This window comes from Streptomyces rimosus (genome assembly GCF_008704655.1).
In the GTDB taxonomy this organism is placed as follows: Bacteria; Actinomycetota; Actinomycetes; order Streptomycetales; family Streptomycetaceae; genus Streptomyces; species Streptomyces rimosus.
The window spans coordinates 2982044-3002250 of the sequence record NZ_CP023688.1 but is presented as its reverse complement, the minus strand read 5'-3'; the positions used below and the strand labels follow the sequence as shown (position 1 = coordinate 3002250).

Below are 20207 nucleotides of genomic sequence, written 5' to 3'. Positions count from 1 at the left end.
TCGCCGTATTCAGGTTCGCGCGCCGTGCCGCACGTCGCGTCCCGCGCGTCAGGCGCGGTCGCCGCCCAGGTGGTGGACGCGCACCATGTTGGTGGTGCCGGGGACGCCGGGGGGCGAGCCGGCGGTGATGATCATGGTGTCGCCGTCGTTGTAGCGCTGGAGCTTGAGCAGCTCGGCGTCGACCAGGTCGACCATCTCGTCGGTGTGCTCCACGTGCGGCACGACGAAGGTCTCCACGCCCCAGCTCAGCGCGAGCTGGTTGCGGGTGGCGGCGTCCGTGGTGAAGGCCAGGATCGGCTGGGCCGCGCGGTAGCGCGACAGGCGGCGGGCCGTGTCACCGGACTTGGTGAAGGCGACCAGGGCCTTGCCGTTGAGGAAGTCGGCCATCTCGGCAGCCGCGCGGGCCACCGCGCCGCCCTGCGTACGGGGCTTCTTGCCCGGGACCAGCGGCTGCAGGCCCTTGGACAGCAGCTCCTCCTCGGCCGCCTCGACGATCTTCGACATCGTCTTGACGGTCTCGATCGGGTACTGGCCGACCGAGGACTCGGCGGAGAGCATGACCGCGTCGGCGCCGTCCAGGATCGCGTTGGCGACATCCGACGCCTCGGCGCGGGTCGGCCGCGAGTTGGTGATCATCGACTCCATCATCTGGGTCGCCACGATCACCGGCTTGGCGTTGCGCCGGCACATCTCCACCAGGCGCTTCTGCACCATCGGGACCTTTTCGAGGGGGTACTCCACGGCCAGGTCACCACGGGCGACCATGACGCCGTCGAAGGCCGCGACGACCTCCTCCATGTTGTTGACCGCCTGCGGCTTCTCCACCTTGGCGATCACCGGTACGCGCCGGCCGACCTCGTCCATGACGCGGTGCACGTCGTTGACGTCCTTGGCGTCCCGCACGAAGGACAGCGCCACCAGGTCGCAGCCCATGTTCAGGGCGAACTTCAGGTCGTCGATGTCCTTCTCGGACAGCGCCGGGACGTTGACCGCCGCGCCGGGCAGGTTGATGCCCTTGTGGTCGGAGATCACGCCGCCCTCGATGACGATGCAGCGCACCCGGGGGCCGTCCACCTCGATGACCTGGAGCGCCACATTGCCGTCGTTGATCAGGACCGGGTCGCCCTTGGAGACGTCGGCCGGCAGGCCCTTGTAGGTCGTGCCGCAGATGGTCTTGTCGCCGGGCACGTCCTCGGTGGTGATGACGAACTCGTCGCCGCGCACCAGCTCGACGGGGCCGTCGGCGAAGGTCTCCAGGCGGATCTTCGGGCCCTGGAGGTCGGCCAGCACGCCGATGGCGCGGCCGGTCTCCTCCGCGGCCTTGCGGACGCGGTGGTAGCGCTCCTCGTGCTCCGCGTGGGTGCCGTGGCTCATGTTGAATCGGGCCACGTTCATGCCGGCCTCGATCAGCGTCTTCAGCTGGTCGTAGGAGTCGACGGCGGGGCCCAGGGTGCAGACGATTTTGGAACGGCGCATGGGATCGATCCTATCGTTTGTTTCGGAGCGGAATAATTTGGGCTGGGGTGCCCGGAAGCGAGGTACCGGCCGGGCGCCGCACGGATACCGCCGGCGCCCGCCCTGTGGTGCCGCGGGTCAGTTGCTGACCAGGGCGTACGTCTGGTTGGCGATCTCCAGCTCCTCGTCGGTGGGGACGACGGCGACCGCGACGCGCGCGTACTCCGGCGATATCAGCCGCGCCTCGTCGGACCGTACGGAGTTCAGGTCGGCGTCCACCGCCAGCCCCAGCTCCTCCAGACCCTTGACCGCGGCCTCGCGCACCGGGGCCGCGTTCTCGCCGACGCCCGCGGTGAACACCACCGCGTCCACCCGGCCCAGCACCGCGCTGTAGGCGCCGATGTACTTCTTCAGCCGGTGGATGTAGATGTCGAAGGCGAGCGCCGCCCGCTGGTCGCCCTCGTCGATCCGGCGGCGTATCTCCCGCATGTCGTTGTCGCCGCACAGCCCGATCAGGCCGCTCTTCTTGTTGAGCAGCACGTCGATCTCGTCCGCGTCCATGCCCGCCACCCGCTTGAGGTGGAAGACCACCGCCGGGTCGATGTCGCCCGAGCGGGTGCCCATGACCAGGCCCTCCAGCGGGGTCAGGCCCATCGAGGTGTCCACGCAGCGCCCGCCCGCGACCGCCGAGGCGGAGGCACCGTTGCCCAGGTGCAGCACGATGACGTTGACGTCCTCGGGCGCCTTGCCGAGCAGCTCGGCGGTCTTGCGCGAGACGTACGCGTGCGAGGTGCCGTGGAAGCCGTAGCGGCGGATGCGGTGGGCGTCGGCCGTCTCCACGTCGATGGCGTAGCGCGCCGCGTGCTCCGGCATCGTGGTGTGGAAGGCGGTGTCGAAGACCGCGACCTGCGGCAGGTCGGGCCGCAGCGCCTGCGCCGTCCTGATGCCGGTGATGTTCGCCGGGTTGTGCAGCGGCGCCACCGGCACCAGCCGCTCGATCTCCTTGAGCACGGCGTCGTCGATCACCGTCGGCTCGGTGAACTTCAGACCGCCGTGCACCACCCGGTGCCCGATCGCCGCCAGCTCCGGCGAGTCCAGGCCGAGCCCGTCCGCGGCCAGCTCGTCGGCGACCGCCTTCAGCGCCTCCTCGTGGTCGGCTATCCGGGCCTCGCGCTCCCTCTTGTCGCCGCCGGTGGCCAGCGGCGTGTGGGCCAGGCGCGAGGTCTGCTCACCGATGCGTTCGACCAGGCCCGCGGCGAGCCGGGAGCCGTCGCGCATGTCGAGCAGCTGGTACTTCACCGACGAGGAGCCGGAGTTGAGGACGAGGACACGGGTGGCATTGGCAGTCATGAAGCAGCTTTCGGTCGGTGGTGGGGGGATGGGCGGCCGGGAGCGTCAGGCGTCGGCGGCGGGCGAGCCGCCCGGTGCCGCGCCCTGCGCCTGGATGGCCGTGATGGCCACGGTGTTGACGATGTCCTGGACCAGCGCGCCGCGCGAGAGGTCGTTGACCGGCTTGCGCAGACCCTGGAGGACCGGGCCGACGGCGACCGCGCCCGCCGAGCGCTGGACGGCCTTGTAGGTGTTGTTGCCGGTGTTCAGGTCGGGGAAGACCAGGACGGTGGCCCGGCCGGCGACCTCGGAGTCCGGCAGCTTGGTCTTGGCCACCGCGGCGTCCACCGCCGCGTCGTACTGGATCGGGCCCTCCACCAGCAGGTCGGGGCGGCGCTCGCGGACCAGCTCGGTGGCCTTGCGCACCTTGTCGACGTCCGCGCCGGAGCCGGAGGTGCCGGTGGAGTACGACAGCATCGCGATCCGCGGCTCGACGCCGAACTGCGCGGCGGTGGCCGCCGACTGGATGGCGATGTCCGCCAGCTGCTCCGCGTTCGGGTCCGGGTTGACCGCGCAGTCGCCGTAGACCAGCACGCGGTCGGCCAGGCACATGAAGAACACCGAGGAGACGATCTGCGCGCCCGGCTTTGTCTTGATGATCTCGAAGGCGGGGCGGATGGTGGCCGCGGTGGAGTGCACCGCGCCGGAGACCATGCCGTCGGCCAGGCCCTCCTGCACCATCAGGGTGCCGAAGTACGACACGTCCGCGACCACGTCGTACGCCAGCTCGTAGGTGACGCCCTTGTGGGCACGGAGCTTGCCGTACAGCTCGGCGAAGCGCTCGCGCAGCGGGGAGACCTGCGGGTCGATGATCTGTGCGTCGGCCAGGTCGATGGCGAGGTCGGCGGCGCGCTTGCGGATCGCCTTCTCCTCGCCGAGCAGCGTCAGGTCGCACACGTCGCGGCGCAGCAGTACGTCGGCGGCGCGCAGCACCCGCTCCTCGGTGCCCTCGGGCAGCACGACCCGGCGACGGCCCGAGCGGGAGCGCTCGATCAGCTCGTGCTCGAACATCATCGGCGTGACGCGGCCGGAGCGGGCGACGGAGATACGGTTCGTCAGCTCCGCGGTGTCCACATGCCGCTCGAACAGGCCGAGCGCGGTCTCCGCCTTGCGCGGCGCGGCGGCGTTCAGCTTGCCCTCGATGGCGAACAGCTCGGCCGCGGTCGGGAAGGAGCCGCCGGCCACCGAGATCACGGGGGTGCCGGGGGCCAGCCGGTTGGCCAGCGCCATGATGTCCGGGCCGGGCCGCTCGTCCAGGGTCAGCAGCACGCCCGCGATGGGCGGGGCGCCCGCGCTGTGCGCGGCGAGCGAGCCGATGACCAGGTCGGCGCGGTCGCCGGGGGTCACGACCAGGCAGCCGGGGGTCAGCGCCTTGAGGAAGGTGGGCAGCATGGCGCCGCCGAAGACGAAGTCGCGGGCGTCGCGGGCCAGCCCCGAGTCGTCGCCGAGCAGCACCTCGGCGCCGAGCGCGTGCACGATCTGGCCGACGGTGGGCGCGGAGAGCGCGCCGTCCTCCGGGAGCGCGTAGCAGGGCACCGGCAGGCGGGCGGCGACCTGCTCGGCCACGGCGGCGTGCAGCTCGGGCGCCACCCGGTTCACGATCAGCGCGACGACGTCGCAGCCCAGCGAGTGGTAGGCGCGGTAGGCGTTGCGGGCCTCGGCGCCGACCGACTCGGCCTCCTGGCCCTGGCCCCCGACGACGGCCAGCACCGCGGCGCCGAACTCGTTGGCCAGCCGGGCGTTGAGGTTCAGCTCGGCCGGCAGGCTGGTGGCCGCGTAGTCGGAGCCGAGCACGAGGACGTACTCGTGGTCCCTGGCCACCTGGTGGAAGCGCTCGACGAGCTGGGAGACCAGCTCGTCGGTGCCCTGCTCGGCCTGGAGGCGGGCGGCCTCCTCGTAGCCCATGCCGTACACGGTCTCCGCGGGCTGGGAGAGGCGGTAGCGCGCCCGCAGCAGTTCGAACAGGCGGTCGGGTCCGTCGTGGACCAGCGGGCGGAAGACCCCCACCCGGTCCACATGGCGGGTCAGGAGCTCCATGACTCCCAGCTCGACGACCTGCCGGCCGTCGCCGCGGTCGATCCCGGTCACGTACACGCTGCGCGTCACGCGTGCTCTCCGATCCATCCGTCGCTTCGCAAGGTCAAATTACCCGTTATGGTGAGCTTGCCCCCCTTGACAATACCTGCGGCTGTGGTTAAGCCGCGCTTCCAGTTTTGCGCATGCGTCAGCGGGTGACGGCAGCGGTGCCCGGTGCCGTGCGGGCACCGCCTCCCGGCCCGTGAAACAATCGGACCGGCTCACACGAACCAGCAGCGAGCACACAGGAGACACAGCACCATGCGTATCGGAGTCCTCACCGCAGGCGGCGACTGCCCCGGCCTCAACGCTGTGATCCGTTCAGTGGTGCACCGGGCGCTGACGGGCCACGACGACGAGGTCATCGGTTTCGAGGACGGCTTCAAGGGCCTGCTCGACGGCCGTTTCCGCAAGCTGGACCTGGACGCGGTCAGCGGCATCCTCGCCCGCGGCGGAACGATCCTCGGCTCCGCCCGCCTGGAGCGCGCCCGGCTGCGCGAGGCGTGCGAGAACGGCAAGGACCTCGCGCGTGAGTACGGCATCGACGTGCTCATTCCCATCGGCGGCGAGGGCACGCTCACCGCGTCCAAGATGCTCGCCGACGCCGGTCTGCCGATCGTCGGTGTGCCCAAGACCATCGACAACGACATCTCCGCCACCGACCGCACCTTCGGCTTCGACACCGCGGTCGGCGTCGCGACCGAGGCCATCGACCGCCTGAAGACGACCGCCGAGTCGCACCAGCGGGTCATGGTCGTCGAGGTCATGGGCCGGCACGCGGGCTGGATCGCGCTGGAGTCCGGCATGGCCGGCGGCGCCCACGGCATCTGCCTGCCGGAGCGCCCCTTCGACGTGAACGACCTGGTGAAGATGGTCGAGGAGCGCTTCGACCGGGGCAAGAAGTTCGCCGTCGTCTGCGTCGCCGAGGGCGCCCACCCCGCCGAGGGCACGATGGACTACGGCCACGGTGAGATCGACCAGTACGGCCACGAGCGCTTCCAGGGCATCGGCACCGCCCTCGCCCGCGAGCTGGAGCACCGCCTCGGCAAGGAGGCCCGCCCGGTCATCCTCGGCCACGTCCAGCGCGGCGGCACGCCCACCGCGTACGACCGTGTGCTCGCCACCCGCTTCGGCTGGCACGCCGTCGAGGCCGCGCACCGCGGCGACTTCGGCCAGATGACCGCCCTGCGCGGCACGGACATCGTGATGAGCCCGCTGGCCGACGCGGTCACCGAGCTGAAGCGGGTGCCGGTGAACCGCATGCAGGAGGCCGAGTCGGTCTTCTGATCCGGCTGCCGCGAAACCTTCTACGGCGCGCGTTCCCTGCCCGGGGACGCGCGCCGTTCGCGTTGGCGCGCGCCCGGGGCCCGGCCGTACGCGGGGTTCCGGCACCCGTACGGGCCAACGTTCCGGTTAGCCGGCCCGTGAGGAGGTACCCGGCGCGCACAAGGAAGGAGGCGTGACCGGGATGAGCGACTTCGTGGATCACCGGACGGCCCGGCCGGACGGCAGGCCGGTCAACGAACTGGTCACCCAGGCGTCGGAGCAGCTGTCCAGCCTGGTACGCGACGAGATGCGCCTGGCGCAGTCGGAACTGGCGCGCAAGGGAAAGCGCTTCGGTGTGGGCGGCGGGCTGCTCGGCGGGGCCGGGACGGTGGCGTTCCTGGCCGCCCAGGCGCTGGTGGCCACCGCGATCATCGCGCTCGGGCTGGTGCTGCCGCTGTGGGCCGCCGGCCTCGTGGTCGTGGGCGCGCTGCTGGTGCTGGCGGCGGTCCTCGGTCTGCTGGGGCGGCAGCGGATCCGGCGGGCCACCCCGCCGGTGCCCGAGGAGGCGGTGCACAGCGTCCGCCAGGACATCGAGACGATCAAGGAGAGGGCCCGGCGATGACCAGTGACCCCCGCAGCGGCGACGGCGCGAGCCCGGCCGAACTGCGTGCCCGTATCGAGCGGACCCGGCAGGAACTCGGCGACACGGTGGCCGAGCTGGCCGACAAGGCCGATGTGAAGAGCCGCGCACAGGAGAAGGCGGCCCGGATCAAGGACAGCGCCGCGGCGGCCACGCACCGGCTGACGGGCTCCACGGCCGTCCGGACGGCCGCCGCCGCGGGCGGTGCGCTGCTGGCCGGCGCCCTGGTGCTGCGGCGCCGTGGCCGCGCCCGGGTGCGCCCGCACCTGCGGCGTACGAGACTGCGTACCGGGCCGCGTGCGAAGAAGACCGCCCGCCCGCTCGCCACCGCGGGCGCCAAGGCCCGCCGGGCCTGCCGGAGCAAAGGACACCACTGATGATCAAACTGCTCTACAAGCCCCTGGGCATGGTGTTCGGTGCCCTCGGCGGGGTGCTGGCCGGCTTCCTGTTCAAGCGCCTGTGGAAGCTGGTCGGCCGCGAGGAGGACGCACCGAAGGCCACCGACGAGGAACGTCGCTGGCGGGAGGTGCTGCCGGCCGCCGCGCTCCAGGGCGCCACGCTCGCGGTGGTGAAGGCGGCCGTGGACCGCAGCGGAGCGGTGGCGGTGCGCAAGGCGACGGGGACCTGGCCGGGATAGCCCGTCTTCGAGGCCGTCGCCCCTCCGGCGCCGCCGTACCCGTACGTCGGGCACGGCGGCGCCGCTGCGTCACGGCCGGGGGTTCGTACGGTGCCAGCGCGGCCGGGCGTCGGTGCCCCGGCGTCCGGCCACCGACGCGCAGCGCGGGCACACCCGCCGGACCCGGTCCGCGGCCCCGCCCGACTCGGGCAGGATGTCCGGCCACCCGATGTGCGGGAACCGCCCCAGCTGCGAGCGGCTGAGCGAGAGGCCGCAGACCGTCTGGTTCAGCCCCTGCTCCCAGGCGTGCACCTCGCCCGCGGGGAGCCGGCGCCCGTCCTCGTCGTCCACCCACGTCCCCGACGCCGCGACCGCGTACCGTTTCGGCGCTGCCATGCCCGGCCGGACCTCCTCTCAGCCCGCGACGGCGTGCCGCTCGTTCGGGACGCAGTGGGTCATGGTGAGCCCGGAGACATCCCGCGGCGGGTTGTCGCCGAGGTTCGCCAGCCGCTTGCGGTCCTCGTCGGTCAGGGTCTGGTCCCTCAGCGGCTCCAGATGGGACACGTCGCCGGGCCCGATGCCCAGCCCCTCGCCGACCCGCAGACCGAGTTCGTTCTCGACCAGCAGGAAGTGCCACACCATCCGCTCCTGGACCCGCCGGTCGGCCTGGGAGATCAGGTCGGTGAGGTTCTTGACCAGGTCGTCGCGCTCCCAGTCCGCCAGCAGCCGGAAGCGCTGGCCCGCCTGGAGGTAGTCGTTGGTGCGCGGGATGCGCTTGCGGGTGAGGCGGCCGCGGATCTCCGGGCCCTGCTCGTCGTGGGACGGCTCCCGCGCCTCGTGCAGCCCGCCGGTGAGCGACGGCTCGTAGTTGACCTCCGGGTCGCCCCCGTGCGGGTCCTGCTCGTACGCCATCAGCCCGTCGCGCTGGTTGGTGTGGACGGTGGCGTTCTTGGCCCGGTTGACCGGCAGCTGGAGGTAGTTCGGGCCGACCCGGTAGCGCTGGGTGTCGCTGTAGGAGAAGGTCCGGCCGACGAGCATCTTGTCGTCGGAGAAGTCCAGCCCGTCGACGAGGACGCCGGTGCCGAAGGAGATCTGCTCGTTCTCGGCGAAGTAGTTGTCCGGCATCCGGTCGAGCACCATCCGGCCGACCGGCTTCGGCGGGAAGTCCTGCTCCGGCCAGGTCTTGGTGTCGTCCAGCGGGTCGAAGTCCAGCTCCGGGTGGTCGTGGTCGTCCATCATCTGGACGAGCAGCTCCCACTCGGGGTACTCGCCGCGGCCGACCGCCTCGTACAGGTCCTTGGTCGCATGGCCCAGCTCCTGGGCCTGTACCGCCGCCGCGTCCGCCTCGGTCATGCTGCGCACGCCGAGCTTGGGCATCCAGTGGTACTTGACCAGGACGGTCCGGCCCTCGTCGTTCACCCATTTGTAGGTGTTGACGCCGAAGCCCTGCTGGTGCCGGTAGTCGGCGGGGATGCCGCGCGGGCTGAACAGGTTGACCAGCATGTGCATCGACTCGGGCGTCTGCGACATGAAGTCGAAGATCCGGGCCGGCTTCTGCTCGTGGGTCACCGGGTCGGGCTTGAGGGAGTGGATGACGTCCGGGAACTTGATCGCGTCCCGGATGAAGAAGACGCCCAGGTTGTTGCCGACCAGGTCCCAGTTGCCGTCCTCGGTGTAGAACTTCACGGCGAAGCCGCGCGGGTCGCGGGCCGCCTCGGAGGAGTCCCGGCCGCCGATCACGGTGGAGAACCGCACGGCCACCTCGGTGCGCTTGCCGGCCTCCTGGAACAGCTTCGCCCGGGTGTGGCGGCCGACCGGCTCGTCGCCCCACTTCCCGTAGCTCTCGAAGAAGCCGTACGCGGTCACGCCGCGCGCGTGCACCACCCGCTCGGGGATGCGCTCCCGGTCGAAGTGGCTGATCTTTTCGAGGAACTGGTAGTTCTCCAGGGTGGCCGGGCCGCGCGCGCCGACCGTCCGCTGGTTCTGGTTGTCGTGGACCGGGTGGCCCTGCCGGTTGGTGAGCACCGGGCGGTCGTCGCCCGCCGCCCGTCCCTGACTCGCTGTGTCTGTCACTGCTCTCGCTTTCCTTCGGCACTCGAAGGCGCTCGGGTCCGCGCCGTGGGTGGGGCTCCCGAGGGGTACCCGCCCTGGACGCCGGTCGTGCAGACGCTCACTCTCTTGGTGCAGTCCGGCTTGGTGGTCCGGCTTGATGCGGTCCGGCGCTCAGCGGTCGGTGGCCGGCTCGCGCCGTTCGCGCCGCCTGCGCAGGCGGGACGGCCAGGTGCGGGTGTCGCGCGGCTCCACGTACGGCTCCTCGCCCGGGTGCCCCTCGGCGATCGCCCGCTGCCGGGCCAGCTCGGCGTCGAACTCCAGGCCCAGCAGGACCGCCAGGTTCGACAGCCACAGCCAGACGAGGAAGACGATGACGCCCGCCAGGGTGCCGTACGTCTTGTTGTACGAGCCGAAGTTGGCCACATACAGGGCGAAGCCCGCCGAGGCGGCCAGCCACAGCACGACGGCCAGGAAGCTGCCGGGGGTCAGCCAGCGCAGACCCGGGCTGCGCACGTTGGGTGTGGCCCGGTACAGGATGGTGATCATCAGGACCACGAGCAGGACCAGCACGGGCCACTTGGCGACCGACCAGACCGCGAGCCCGGTGTCCCCGATGCCCAGGCCGCGGCCCGCCTGCCGGGCCAGCGTGCCGGTGAAGACCACGATCACCGCGCTGGCGGCGAGCAGCACCATCAGCAGGACCGTCACGCCCAGCCGCAGCGGCAGCGTCTTCCACGCCGGCCGCCCCTCGGGCAGGTCGTAGACGGCGTTGGCGGTACGGATGAAGGCGGCGATGTAGCCGGAGGCCGACCACAGGGCGCCCAGCAGGCCGAGCACGGCCAGCACGCTGCCCGTACCGGGCCCGTCCCGCAGTTGCCGCACCGCCTCGCTCACGATGTCCCGCGCGGCCCCCGGCGTGATCTGCTGCAGGTTTTTCAGGATCGCGTCGGTCGCCGACTGCCCGATCACGCCGAGCGTCGAGACGAGCAGCAACAGCGCCGGAAAGAGCGAGAGCACCCCGTAATACGTGAGCGCCGCGGCCCGGTCCGGCAATTCATCGTCGAGGAACTCCTTGCCCGTGCGCCGCAGTACGTCCCACCAGGAGTGGGCGATCAACGTGGTGGGCTTCTCGGTGGAGTGTTCGGCAGCCATGGAGGGCGGGTTGCCCTTTCGCGGCGGGCCAACCCCGGTACCGGCCCCGGGTACGAGAAGACGCCCGCCCCGTCCCCGGGGGAGAGGGGACGGGACGGGCGGGAGCGGGGCCACCTCGGGGCGGTCACTCGGAGCCGATGGACTCCAGCATGTTGAGGCGGGCGGCGCGCCGGGCCGGCCAGGCGGCGGCGAGGATGCCGACGACCAGGGCGATGGCCAGGAAGGCGCCGAGGCGGTCCCAGGGGAGGACCATCTCGTACGTCGGCATCGCGCCGGCCGCCATGCTGCCGCCGGCCCAGGCCAGGAAGACGCCCACGCCGATGCCGAGGATCGCGCCGAACAGCGAGATGACCACGGATTCGAGGCGGACCATCTGCTTGATGCCGCTGCGGGCGAGGCCGACCGCGCGCAGCATGCCGATCTCCCGGGTGCGTTCGAAGACGGACATGGCCAGGGTGTTGACCACACCGACCACCGCGATGATCACGGCCATGCCGAGCAGTCCGTAGACCATGTTCAGCACCGTGTCGATCTGGCCGGCGTTCTCCTTGCGCAGCCCGTCGCGGTCCTGGACCTTCAGCAGCGGGCTGTCGCCGAGGGCCTTGCGGATGTCCTTCGCGAGCCCCGCCTCGGGGCCGTTCGCGGTCTTGATCAGGACCTTGTCGTCCTTGAGGGGCTTCAGATGCGGGTCGACGAGCCGGGTGGAGGCCAGCGACTCGCCCACGACCTGGTTGTCCTCGTAGATGCCGGCGATCTTCAGCGGCGTCTTCTTCTGGTTCTTCCGCTTCTGCTCGTCGCCCCGGGCATCGGTGGGGAAGGTGGCCTGGAGGGTGTCGCCCGTCTTCCAGCCCTTCTCCTTCGCCCGGCTCGCGGAGACCGCGATCCCGCCGCCGTCCCGTACGGCCTTCAGGGAACCGCTCCGGAACTTCAGGTCGGTGACCTTGCCGATCCGGTCGAGGTCGGTGCCGGTGAGCATCCCGAACGCGCCGTCCGCCGCCACGTCGAAGACGGTCTGGCGCAGCGGCACCGCCGCCTCGACGCCGGACAGGGCCGCGGCCCGCTGCGTCAGCTTCGGGTCCAGGCCGCGGAAGTTGGAGGTGCTGACCTGGTAGTCGGCGGTCAGGCCCTTGGCGGACATCTCGTCGGCGGCCCGCTGCGTCGAGAGGCCGGCGACCGTCATGCCGGTGATCAGCGTGAGACCGATCATCAGGGCCGAGGCGGTGGCGGCGGTACGGCGCGGGTTGCGCAGCGCGTTCTCCTTGGCCAGCTTGCCGCTGATGCCGAAGATCCGCGTGGTGACCCGGCCGGCCAGCGCGACCAGCGGCCGCGACAGCAGCGGGGAGAGGATGATGACGCCGGTCAGGGTCAGCACCGAGCCGGCCATGGCGGTCATCAGGGTGCTGTCGTCGCTCTTGGTGAGGGTGGAGACGTACAGCATGATCGCGACGCCGAGGGCGGTGACGATCGCGCCGATGGTGTTGCGCACGACCAGGCCGCGTAGCGCGGGGGCCGCGTCCACCGTGCTCAGCGCCTCGACCGGGGCGATCCTCGCGGCCCTGCGGGACGGCAGCCAGGCGGCGAGCACGGTCACCAGCACCCCCACGCCGAGCGCGGAGAGCACCGCGGTCGGGCTGATCACCAGCGGGCCGTCGGGGAATCCGGCGCCGTTGGCGTCGAGCACCGCGCGCATGGCGACCGCGATGCCGGTGCCCAGCGCGAAGCCGACGACGGAGGAGACCAGCCCGAGCAGGGCCGCCTCGACCTGCACCGAGCGGACCACCTGGCGGCGGGAGGCGCCGATCGCCCGCATCAGCGCGATTTCGCGGCTGCGCTGGGAGATGAGCATGGTGAAGGTGTTGGCGATGATGAAGATGCCGACGAACAGGGCGATGCCCGCGAAGACCAGCAGTGTCTTGCTCAGCGCGCTGTTGCTCCGCTCGACCATCTTGGCCTGCTCGGCCGCCAGCGCGGTGCCGCTGGTCGCCTCGGCGCGGTCCTTCGGCAGCACCTTCTTGACCGCGTCGGTCAGCGCCGCCTCGTCGGTACCGGGCTTCGAGGACACCACCAGCTCGTCGTACGTGCCGGGGTGCGTGAACAGCTTCTGCGCGGTGGCGGTGTCGAACAGCGCCAGGCTGCCGCCCGCGGTGATCTTCGGGTCCTCGGAGTGGACGATGCCGACCAGCTTCTTGTGCAGGGCCGGTCCGTCGGTGGCGAAGCGCACGGTGTCGCCGACCTTCAGCCCGCCCTTCTTGGCGGTGCCCTCGTCCAGCGCGATCTCACCGGCCGAGGCGGGGCCGCGGCCCTGGACGAGCGGGTAGCGGCCGTCCTTGCCGTCCGCGCCCGGCTGGTAGTTGGTGGCGTGGTTCTGCCACTCCGTGCCGATCGGCTGGTTGTCCTTGTCGGCGACGGTGGCCCGGCCGCTGACGTTGGCGTGTACGGCGGCCACGCCGGGCAGCGCGCGGATACGGCCCGCCACCTTGTCGTCGAGGGCGCTGACGCGGCGGCCGTCGGCGTCCTCCGGCTCGGGGCCGCCTTCCGACGAGCCCGCCTGGACGGAGACGGCCACGTCCTTGAAGCTCTTGGCCGAGGCGTTCTTGACGGCCTGGCCGACCGAGTCGCTGAAGACGAGCGTGCCGGAGACGAAGGCGACGCCGAGGAGGACCGCGAGGGCGGTCATCATCAGGCGGGCTTTGTGCGCGAAGACGTTGCGCAGGGCGGTTCGGAACATGGTGGTGGTGTCAGTCCTGGGGTGGGGGCGGCGGGCGTCAGCTCGTACGGTTCTTGGCGTCGAACAGCCGCATCCGGTCCAGGACGGCGTCGGCGGTCGGCTCGTACAGCTCCTCGACGATGCGTCCGTCGGCGAGGAAGACGACGCGGTCGGCGTGGGCGGCGGCCACCGGGTCGTGGGTGACCATGACGATGGTCTGGCCCATGGCCTGCACCGATTCGCGCAGGAAGCCCAGGACTTCGGCGCCGGAGCGGGAGTCGAGGTTGCCGGTGGGCTCGTCCGCGAAGATGATCTCGGGCTGGGAGGCCAGCGCGCGGGCCACCGCGACGCGCTGCTGCTGGCCGCCGGAGAGCTGGCTGGGACGGTGCTTGAGGCGTCCGGACAGGCCGACGGTCTGGATGACCTTCTCCAGCCACTGCCGGTCGGGCTTGCGGCCCGCGATGTCCATCGGCAGGGTGATGTTCTCCAGCGCGGTCAGGGTGGGCAGCAGGTTGAACGCCTGGAAGATGAAGCCGACCTTGTCGCGGCGCAGCCGGGTCAGGTGCTTGTCGTTCAGCCCGTTCAGTTCGGTGTCGCCGATCAGGGCGGAGCCGGAGGATATGGAGTCCAGCCCGGCCATGCAGTGCATGAGGGTGGACTTGCCGGAGCCGGACGGGCCCATGATCGCGGTGAAGCGGGCCCGGCCGAACTCGACGGACACGTTGTCCAGGGCGACCACACGGGTCTCCCCCTGCCCGTAGACCTTGCTCAGGTCCGTGGCACGGGCGGCGACGGCCGTGGTGGGGGCGGGGGCGGGAAAGGCTGCCGCGTGGGACACGGGGGAACTCCTGGAACGGGGACGGACGGACGCGCGGGGCACCGGGCCCCGGACGGACGCACGGCTCCCGGGGAGGCCCCGGGAGCCGGACGTGCGGTGCTGTTCCATTCTTGATCGTGCGGGGTGCCCGGCACCTCAGCCCGAAGTGCCGAAAGCCGGACCGGCCGGAAGTCCCACCCGCGAACGGCCCGTCATCCCGTGGAGGGACGGACGTCCGACTTATGGCCGACGTAAAACCCTGAGCCGGCCCCGGGCCGGGGCTTCAGAAGACCGGCTCGGGTCCCAGGTCCGGTGCGGGGTCCGCCGGCCGGCGCAGCTCGCGGAAGCCGGGCACGGAAGCGAGCTTGAGGGCACCGTCCCACAGCCGCCCCGCCGTCTCGCCCAGGGGTACGGGGGAGACCACCGGCCCGAAGAAGGCCACGCCGTCCACCGCGACCACCGGCGTACCGGCATCCTCGCCCACCAGGGCGACGGCGCGCGCGTGCGAGGCCCGGATCACCGCGTCGTACTCCGTGGTCCACGCCGCTCCGGCCACCTCGCGCGGCAGCCCCACGTCCGCGAGCGCGCGCTCGATCCCGTCCCACTCGCCCCGGTGGTGCAGCCGTACGCAGAGGGCGAGGGAGAAGCGGTCCAGGGCCGCGTGCCCGTACCGCTGTTCCACCGCGGCGCAGGCCCGCACCGGCGCCCACAGATAGTCGCCCCACTCGCCGCCCGGGTCCTCCGGGTTGACCTCCCGGCCCTCGTTGAGCACCTGGAGACTCATCAGCCGCAGGCGGACGCGGACCGGGCGGACCCGCGCGACTTCCCGTATCCACCGCGCCGCGATCCAGGAGTACGGGCAGACCGGATCGAACCAGAAGTCCACGGCCTTGGCGGGGCCGTCGGGTTCGTCGAAACTCGGGGTCACCGGGATCACCCCCCTCCGGTCCGGGCCCAGAACGCCTCCAGGATGCCGTCGAGGAACGCCCGCCCCGCGTGGCCCGACTCCTCGGAACTCCCGCCGCCGCCCCAGTTCAGCGAGGCGGCCATCAACCCCTGATAGTCGCCGTGCAGCCCCTGGAGAGCGGCCTGTAGGCGGGGTTTGGGCAGCGGAACCATCTTGGCGACCGGCCGTACATACGCCTGCCAGCGCGTGGTCGCGGCGCCGCGCAGCAGCTCGGCCAGCTTCGCGTCCCGGCCGGTCAGCTCGATCAGCGCGCGGCACGGCAGCCGCAGCGCCTCGGCCAGCTCGGCCGTCTGCCGGTCGCTGCCCGTCCAGGTCCCGGCCGCCTCCATCCGCGCGTACGCGGCGGGATCCACCCCGATGCGCAGGGCCAGGTCGTCCGCCGCCATGCCCCGGGCGAGGCGGTGTTCGCGCAGGGTACGCGGCGCGCCGAGCAGTTCGCCCGGCGCGCACCACAGCGCACCGGCCAGCGCGGTCAGCTCGGCGCCGGAGGGGGAGGCCGTGCCGCGCTCCCAGGCGGTGACGGTGTCCGGCGCGACGCGTATCCCGTACGCCGCCCAGATCCCGTACGCGACGTGCGCGGGCGTCATGCCGAGCGCCTCGCGCAGCCGCCGCGCCGCCTCGGCGTCGAACGGCGGGCCCGGCCGGCCGCCGGTGGGGTGTGTGGTCACCGGCACACGGTAGGGGTGTCGGCGGGGGCGTACCCATGGTGCGGAGGTACAGGACACGAAGTCGTAGGAAGCTACGGCCGACGGGCGGGTGTCCGGCGCGCCGGGAGCGCCACGGCGTGAGGATCTGCGTGCTCGCACCACCCCCGTGCTGCCACCCGACGGCACCGGAGACCACGACTTTGCGACACCGCGGACTTGTCCGAAAGTGCGGCTCGCCATCGGCGAACAAGTCGGACAATGGAGAACCGGGCCGTGGGGGCGGCCGCGGGGCAGGAAAGAAGGTGGCGTACATAGCAGGGGCAGGGCAGAACAAGCCCCGGCTGGGACGGCCGGAACGGCCGGTGGACCCGGAGGCCGGACCGGTGGAGCGGCTCGCCTGGGAACTACGGCAGTTGCGGGAGCGGGCCGGGACACCGAGCTATCGCACGCTCGCCAAGACGGCACACTATTCGGCCAGCACACTGGCGGAGGCGGCCAAGGGCGAGCGGCTGGCGACGCTGGACGTCGTCCTGGCCTACGCCCAGGCGTGCGGCGGGGACCGGGCCGAATGGGAGGCGCGGTGGCGGGCCGCCGCCGGGGCCGGCGAGGGCGGGCCGGACACGGCGCGCTGCCCGTATCCCGGGCTGGCCGCCTTCGAAGCGGCCAACGCCGCCGAGTACTTCGGCCGCGCGACGCTGACCAAGGAGCTGTCCGGCCGCGTCGAACAGCACGCGCTGACCGTCGTCTTCGGCGCCTCCGGCAGCGGCAAGTCCTCCCTGCTGCGCGCCGGACTGCTGCCCCACCTCGGCCCGAACTGGCACCCGGCGCTGCTCACCCCGGGCCCCCGGCCGCTCGCCGCCCTCGCGGCCGCGGTGGCCCGCCTGGTGACGGGCCCGGACCCGCGGCACGGCGAGGGCACGGAGGCCGACACGGTCCCGGCGACGGGGGACGCGGGCAGGGCGGTGGGGGCGGTGGGGGAGGACGGGACTCCGGTCCCTGAGCCCGAGCCCGGCCCTGGCCCTCAGCCCGATCCTGGCCCTCAGCTTGGCTCTGGTCCTCGGCCTGGCTCTGGTCCTCGGCCTGGCCTTGGTCCCCAGTCTGTCCCTGGCCCTCAGCCTGACCCTGGTCCCCAGGCCGAGCCCCAGCCCGGCCCCCAGCCAGCCCCTGGCCCCCAGCCCGACCCCGACTCCCAGCCCACCCCCGCCCCCGAGCACCACCCCGACCAGCCCCCCGCCCCCAACCCCCTCGAACCCCCCGACACCCGAGCCGCCACCCTCCGTCGCCGTATGGACGAAGACCCCGCCGCCCTCGATCTGGCCCTGCGCACCTGGCTGGCCGGGCGGTCCGACGCCTCCCGCGCTCTGCTGGTCATCGACCAGTTCGAGGAGGTCTTCACGCTCTGCGCGGACGAGGCCGAGCGCACCGCGTTCCTCGGCACCGTGGCCGACCTGGCCCGCTCCGGCGACCGGCGCATCCGGATCGCCCTCGGCATCCGCGCCGACTTCTACGCCCGCTGCTTCGCCCACCCCGGCCTGGTCGCCGTGCTCCGCTCCGCCGCCCAGCTGCCCGTCGGGCCGCCCAGCCGCGCCGAGCTGCGCGACATCATCGCCGAGCCCGCCGTGCGCTGCGGCGTCCAGGTGGACGCGGACCTGCTGGAGACGGTGCTCGCCGAGGCGGCCGGGCAGCCGGGCGCGCTGCCGCTGGTCGGGCACGCGATGCGGGAGGCGTGGCACCGCCGCCGCGACGACACCCTGCGGCTGGCCGACTACCGCGCCACCGGCGGAATGCGCGGCGCCGTCGCGCAGACCGCCGAGCGGATGTACGACGAGGCCGCGCCCGCGCAGCGCAAGGTCATGCGCGCGGTGTTCCTGCGGCTGACCGCGCTCGGCGAGGGCACCGAGGACACCCGGCGACGGCTCTCCCGCCGCGAACTGGAGGGCCTGGCCGACCCGCACGAGATCGACGGGCTGCTGCGCAAGCTGGCCGACGCCCGGCTGGTGGTGCTGGCCGACAACACGGTCGAGGTCGCCCACGAGGCCGTCATCCGCGCCTGGCCCCGGCTGCGGCACTGGCTCGACGAGGACCGGGAGGCCCTGCGGACCCACCGCAGGCTCACCGCCGCCGCCGAGACGTGGCACGAACTGGGCCGGGACGCGGGCGCGTTGTTCCGGGGCGCGCAGCTGGCGGGGGCGCAGGCCTGGGCCCGCATGCACGGCTCCGCGCTCAACGCCCTGGAAGAGGACTTCCTGCGCAGCGCCACCCGCGCCGACCGGCGGCGGGGCCACCGCGCGCGCTGGCTGACGGCGACGCTCGGCGCCCTCCTCGTGCTCGCCCTGATCGCGGCAGGCCTCGCCTTCCAGCAGCAGGCGGACGCCGAGGCGCAGCGCCGTATAGCCGTGTCCCGGCAGTACGCGGCGGAGGCCGGCGAACTGCGCCGGGAGCAGCCCCAGGCGGCGGCGCTGACGGCGCTGTACGGCTACCGGCAGGCGCCGACGGCCGAGGCGCGGGGCAGCCTGCTCAGCGCCTACGCCGCTTACCGCTCCAACCAGTTCACCGGCCACACCGGCGTCGTGAACGCGGTGGCCTACAGTCCGAACGGCCGCACCCTGGCCACCGGCTCGGTGGACCGCACGGTCAAGCTGTGGGACACCGTCACCGACCGCATGCTCGGCACCCTCATCGGCCACGTCGGCCCGGTCTACGCCCTCGCCTTCAGCCCGGACGGCCGCATCCTGGCGACCGCGGGGGACGACGGCACCGTACGCCTGTGGGACGTCCAGCGCCGCCGCCTGCTCGGCGTGCTGACCGGCCCGGTGGGCCGCGTGATGTCGCTGTCCTTCTCCCACGACGGCCGCACCCTCGCCTCCGGCAGCACCGGCAACGCCGTCCGGCTGTGGGACGTGGCCACCCGGCGCCCGGTCGCCGACCTCGCCGGGCACACCGGCAACGTGACGGCGGTGGCCTTCTCGCCGGACGGGAAGGTGCTGGCGTCGGCCGGCGAGGACCGTACGGTCCGGCTGTGGGACGCGCGCACCCACCGGCCGCTGGCCACGCTCACCGGCCACCTCCAGCCGGTGTACGCGATCGCCTTCAACCGGGACGGCACCACCCTCGCCAGCGGGGGCGGCGACCGTACGGTCCGGCTCTGGGACGTCGCCGAGCGCCGCGCCGTCGGCGAACTCACCGGCACGGCCGACCGGATCACCGCCCTGGCCTGGGCGCCGAACCGCCCCACCCTCGCCGTGGCCAGCTACGACGGCATCGTCCGGCTGTGGGACGTCGACTCCCGCAACGCGCGCGAGAAGTTCACCGCCCGGGTGGACTCGGCGAGCGCGCTGTCGTACGCGCCGGACGGTTCGGCCCTGGCCGCGCCCTCGGACGACGACACGGGCACGGTACGGCTGTGGCGCGCCGCCGGTGCCGGCCCGGAGACGGTCGGCGGCCGGCAGAGCGCGATCACCTCGGTCGCGGTGTCCCCGGACGGCCGGACCATCGCCGCGGCGGGCAGTGGGCTGACGCTGTGGTCGGCCGACCGGCCGCGGCCGCTGCGGACGCTCGCCGCGCCGCACGGGCTGATCAGCGGGCTGGTGTTCTCGCCGAAGGGCGACATCCTGGCCTCGGTGCACGCCGACCGGACGATCCGGCTGTGGAACGTGCGCACCGGCCGGCTGCTCGCCACCCTGCGCGGGCACACCAACACCGTGCGGCAGGTGGCGTTCTCGCCGGACGGCAGCAGACTGGCCAGCGTCGGGGACGACCGCAACCTGTTCCTGTGGGACGTGGCGGAGCAGCGGCGGACGGCCGAGCGCAAGCTGGCGGGCAGCGGGTCCACCGTCACCTACGCGCCGGACGGCAGAACGCTGGCGATCACCGAGAACGCCGGCAACCAGGGCACCGTACGGCTGCGGGACGCGGCCACCCTCGAAGAGACCGCCCGGTTCACCGGCCGCTCCTTCCTGATCTTCGCCGCCGCCTTCTCCCGGGACGGGAAGACCCTGGCCACGTCCGGCACCGACCACGACATCCTGCTGTGGGACGTGCCGGGGCGCCGGCAGGCCGGCACGCTGCGCGGTCATGCCAGCAGCGTGTCCTCGCTGGCGTTCAGCGTCGACGGCACGCTGGCCTCGGGCGGGGACGACGACACCGTACGGCTGTGGGACGTGGCCGCGCGCAGCACGACGGCCGTGCTCGCCGGGCACACCGGCGGCGTGCTGTCGCTGGCGTTCTGGCCCGATGGCCGGGCCCTGGTCAGCGGCAGCGCGGACGGCACGCTCCGCGAGTGGTACGTCGGGGTGGAGGAGGCGGCCAGGACGATCTGCGAGCTGAGCCGGAAGGGCCACTGGGCGCGGACGGCACGGGGCGTGCCGTCCGACTGGTACTGCAAGTGAGCGGCGTGCCCGCGCCCGTGGGGCGGGCACGGGGC

15 protein-coding genes are annotated in these 20207 nt (G+C 72.7%); 5 read left to right on the top strand and 10 right to left on the bottom strand.

Going from position 1 to position 20207, the window contains the following annotated elements; all coding sequences use genetic code 11:
- Positions 1–48 precede the first annotated feature (48 nt).
- The 3 genes from pyk to pta all read right to left on the bottom strand — a co-directional run bounded on the left by pyk (position 49) and on the right by pta (position 4950).
- Positions 49–1476, bottom strand: coding sequence for a pyruvate kinase (gene pyk / locus CP984_RS12155; RefSeq protein WP_003982585.1), 1428 nt, complete (start codon positions 1474–1476; stop codon positions 49–51).
- Positions 1477–1593: 117 nt separating this feature from the next.
- The gene (locus CP984_RS12150) at positions 1594–2805 is read right to left on the bottom strand and encodes an acetate kinase (RefSeq protein WP_003982584.1); all 1212 of its coding nucleotides are present in this window, start codon (positions 2803–2805) and stop codon (positions 1594–1596) included.
- Between the two features lie 45 nt (positions 2806–2850).
- On the bottom strand, positions 2851–4950 hold the full coding sequence (gene pta, locus CP984_RS12145) for a phosphate acetyltransferase (RefSeq protein ID WP_003982583.1): 2100 nt from the start codon (positions 4948–4950) through the stop codon (positions 2851–2853).
- 231 nt (positions 4951–5181) lie between these two features.
- On the opposite strand from pta, the gene CP984_RS12140 reads away from it, so the two are divergent.
- From CP984_RS12140 to CP984_RS12125, 4 genes are all read left to right on the top strand, one after another.
- A complete protein-coding gene (locus CP984_RS12140; RefSeq protein ID WP_003982582.1) occupies positions 5182–6207 on the top strand; it encodes an ATP-dependent 6-phosphofructokinase in 1026 nt (341 codons plus the stop codon).
- Positions 6208–6388: 181 nt separating this feature from the next.
- Positions 6389–6808, top strand: coding sequence for a phage holin family protein (locus CP984_RS12135; RefSeq protein ID WP_003982581.1), 420 nt, complete (start codon positions 6389–6391; stop codon positions 6806–6808).
- Entirely contained in the window at positions 6805–7203 is a 399-nt protein-coding gene (locus CP984_RS12130; protein WP_050498911.1) for a DUF3618 domain-containing protein, read from the top strand. Before CP984_RS12135 ends, CP984_RS12130 begins: the two co-directional genes overlap by 4 nt.
- The gene (locus CP984_RS12125) at positions 7203–7463 is read left to right on the top strand and encodes a DUF4235 domain-containing protein (RefSeq protein WP_003982202.1); all 261 of its coding nucleotides are present in this window, start codon (positions 7203–7205) and stop codon (positions 7461–7463) included. Before CP984_RS12130 ends, CP984_RS12125 begins: the two co-directional genes overlap by 1 nt.
- A 69-nt stretch (positions 7464–7532) precedes the next feature.
- Here the strand turns inward: CP984_RS12125 and CP984_RS12120 are convergent, their stop codons facing one another.
- From CP984_RS12120 to CP984_RS12090, 7 genes are all read right to left on the bottom strand, one after another.
- Positions 7533–7838 carry a hypothetical protein gene (locus CP984_RS12120; protein WP_003982203.1) on the bottom strand — a complete coding sequence of 102 codons (306 nt, stop codon included), beginning with the start codon at positions 7836–7838 and terminating at the stop codon, positions 7533–7535.
- A gap of 18 nt (positions 7839–7856) precedes the next feature.
- The gene (locus CP984_RS12115) at positions 7857–9515 is read right to left on the bottom strand and encodes a catalase (protein ID WP_003982204.1); all 1659 of its coding nucleotides are present in this window, start codon (positions 9513–9515) and stop codon (positions 7857–7859) included.
- Positions 9516–9665: 150 nt separating this feature from the next.
- On the bottom strand, positions 9666–10646 hold the full coding sequence (locus CP984_RS12110) for a YihY/virulence factor BrkB family protein (RefSeq protein ID WP_003982205.1): 981 nt from the start codon (positions 10644–10646) through the stop codon (positions 9666–9668).
- Positions 10647–10770: 124 nt separating this feature from the next.
- Positions 10771–13374 (bottom strand): ABC transporter permease, encoded by a 2604-nt coding sequence (locus tag CP984_RS12105; RefSeq protein ID WP_003982206.1) that lies wholly within the window; start codon positions 13372–13374, stop codon positions 10771–10773.
- A gap of 37 nt (positions 13375–13411) precedes the next feature.
- Positions 13412–14191 (bottom strand): ABC transporter ATP-binding protein, encoded by a 780-nt coding sequence (locus tag CP984_RS12100; RefSeq protein ID WP_030182794.1) that lies wholly within the window; start codon positions 14189–14191, stop codon positions 13412–13414.
- Between the two features lie 262 nt (positions 14192–14453).
- The gene (locus tag CP984_RS12095) at positions 14454–15107 is read right to left on the bottom strand and encodes a mycothiol-dependent nitroreductase Rv2466c family protein (RefSeq protein ID WP_003982208.1); all 654 of its coding nucleotides are present in this window, start codon (positions 15105–15107) and stop codon (positions 14454–14456) included.
- On the bottom strand, positions 15104–15811 hold the full coding sequence (locus CP984_RS12090; RefSeq protein WP_003982209.1) for a helix-turn-helix domain-containing protein: 708 nt from the start codon (positions 15809–15811) through the stop codon (positions 15104–15106). The genes CP984_RS12095 and CP984_RS12090 overlap by 4 nt, the downstream gene beginning before the upstream one ends.
- 275 nt (positions 15812–16086) lie before the next feature.
- Here CP984_RS12090 and CP984_RS12085 point away from each other — a divergent pair, with 275 nt between their 5' ends.
- Positions 16087–20172 carry an nSTAND1 domain-containing NTPase gene (locus CP984_RS12085; RefSeq protein WP_129820952.1) on the top strand — a complete coding sequence of 1362 codons (4086 nt, stop codon included), beginning with the start codon at positions 16087–16089 and terminating at the stop codon, positions 20170–20172.
- The last annotated feature ends 35 nt before the right edge of the window (positions 20173–20207 follow it).

Coding starts and splice junctions, on each gene's coding strand:
- CP984_RS12125 (WP_003982202.1), top strand. CDS start 7,203: ATGATCAAACTGCTCTACAAGCCCCTGGGCATGGTGTTCGGTGCCCTC.
- CP984_RS12105 (WP_003982206.1), bottom strand. CDS start 13,374: ATGTTCCGAACCGCCCTGCGCAACGTCTTCGCGCACAAAGCCCGCCTG.
- CP984_RS12110 (WP_003982205.1), bottom strand. CDS start 10,646: ATGGCTGCCGAACACTCCACCGAGAAGCCCACCACGTTGATCGCCCAC.
- CP984_RS12140 (WP_003982582.1), top strand. CDS start 5,182: ATGCGTATCGGAGTCCTCACCGCAGGCGGCGACTGCCCCGGCCTCAAC.
- CP984_RS12135 (WP_003982581.1), top strand. CDS start 6,389: ATGAGCGACTTCGTGGATCACCGGACGGCCCGGCCGGACGGCAGGCCG.
- CP984_RS12150 (WP_003982584.1), bottom strand. CDS start 2,805: ATGACTGCCAATGCCACCCGTGTCCTCGTCCTCAACTCCGGCTCCTCG.
- CP984_RS12120 (WP_003982203.1), bottom strand. CDS start 7,838: ATGGCAGCGCCGAAACGGTACGCGGTCGCGGCGTCGGGGACGTGGGTG.
- pyk (WP_003982585.1), bottom strand. CDS start 1,476: ATGCGCCGTTCCAAAATCGTCTGCACCCTGGGCCCCGCCGTCGACTCC.
- CP984_RS12130 (WP_050498911.1), top strand. CDS start 6,805: ATGACCAGTGACCCCCGCAGCGGCGACGGCGCGAGCCCGGCCGAACTG.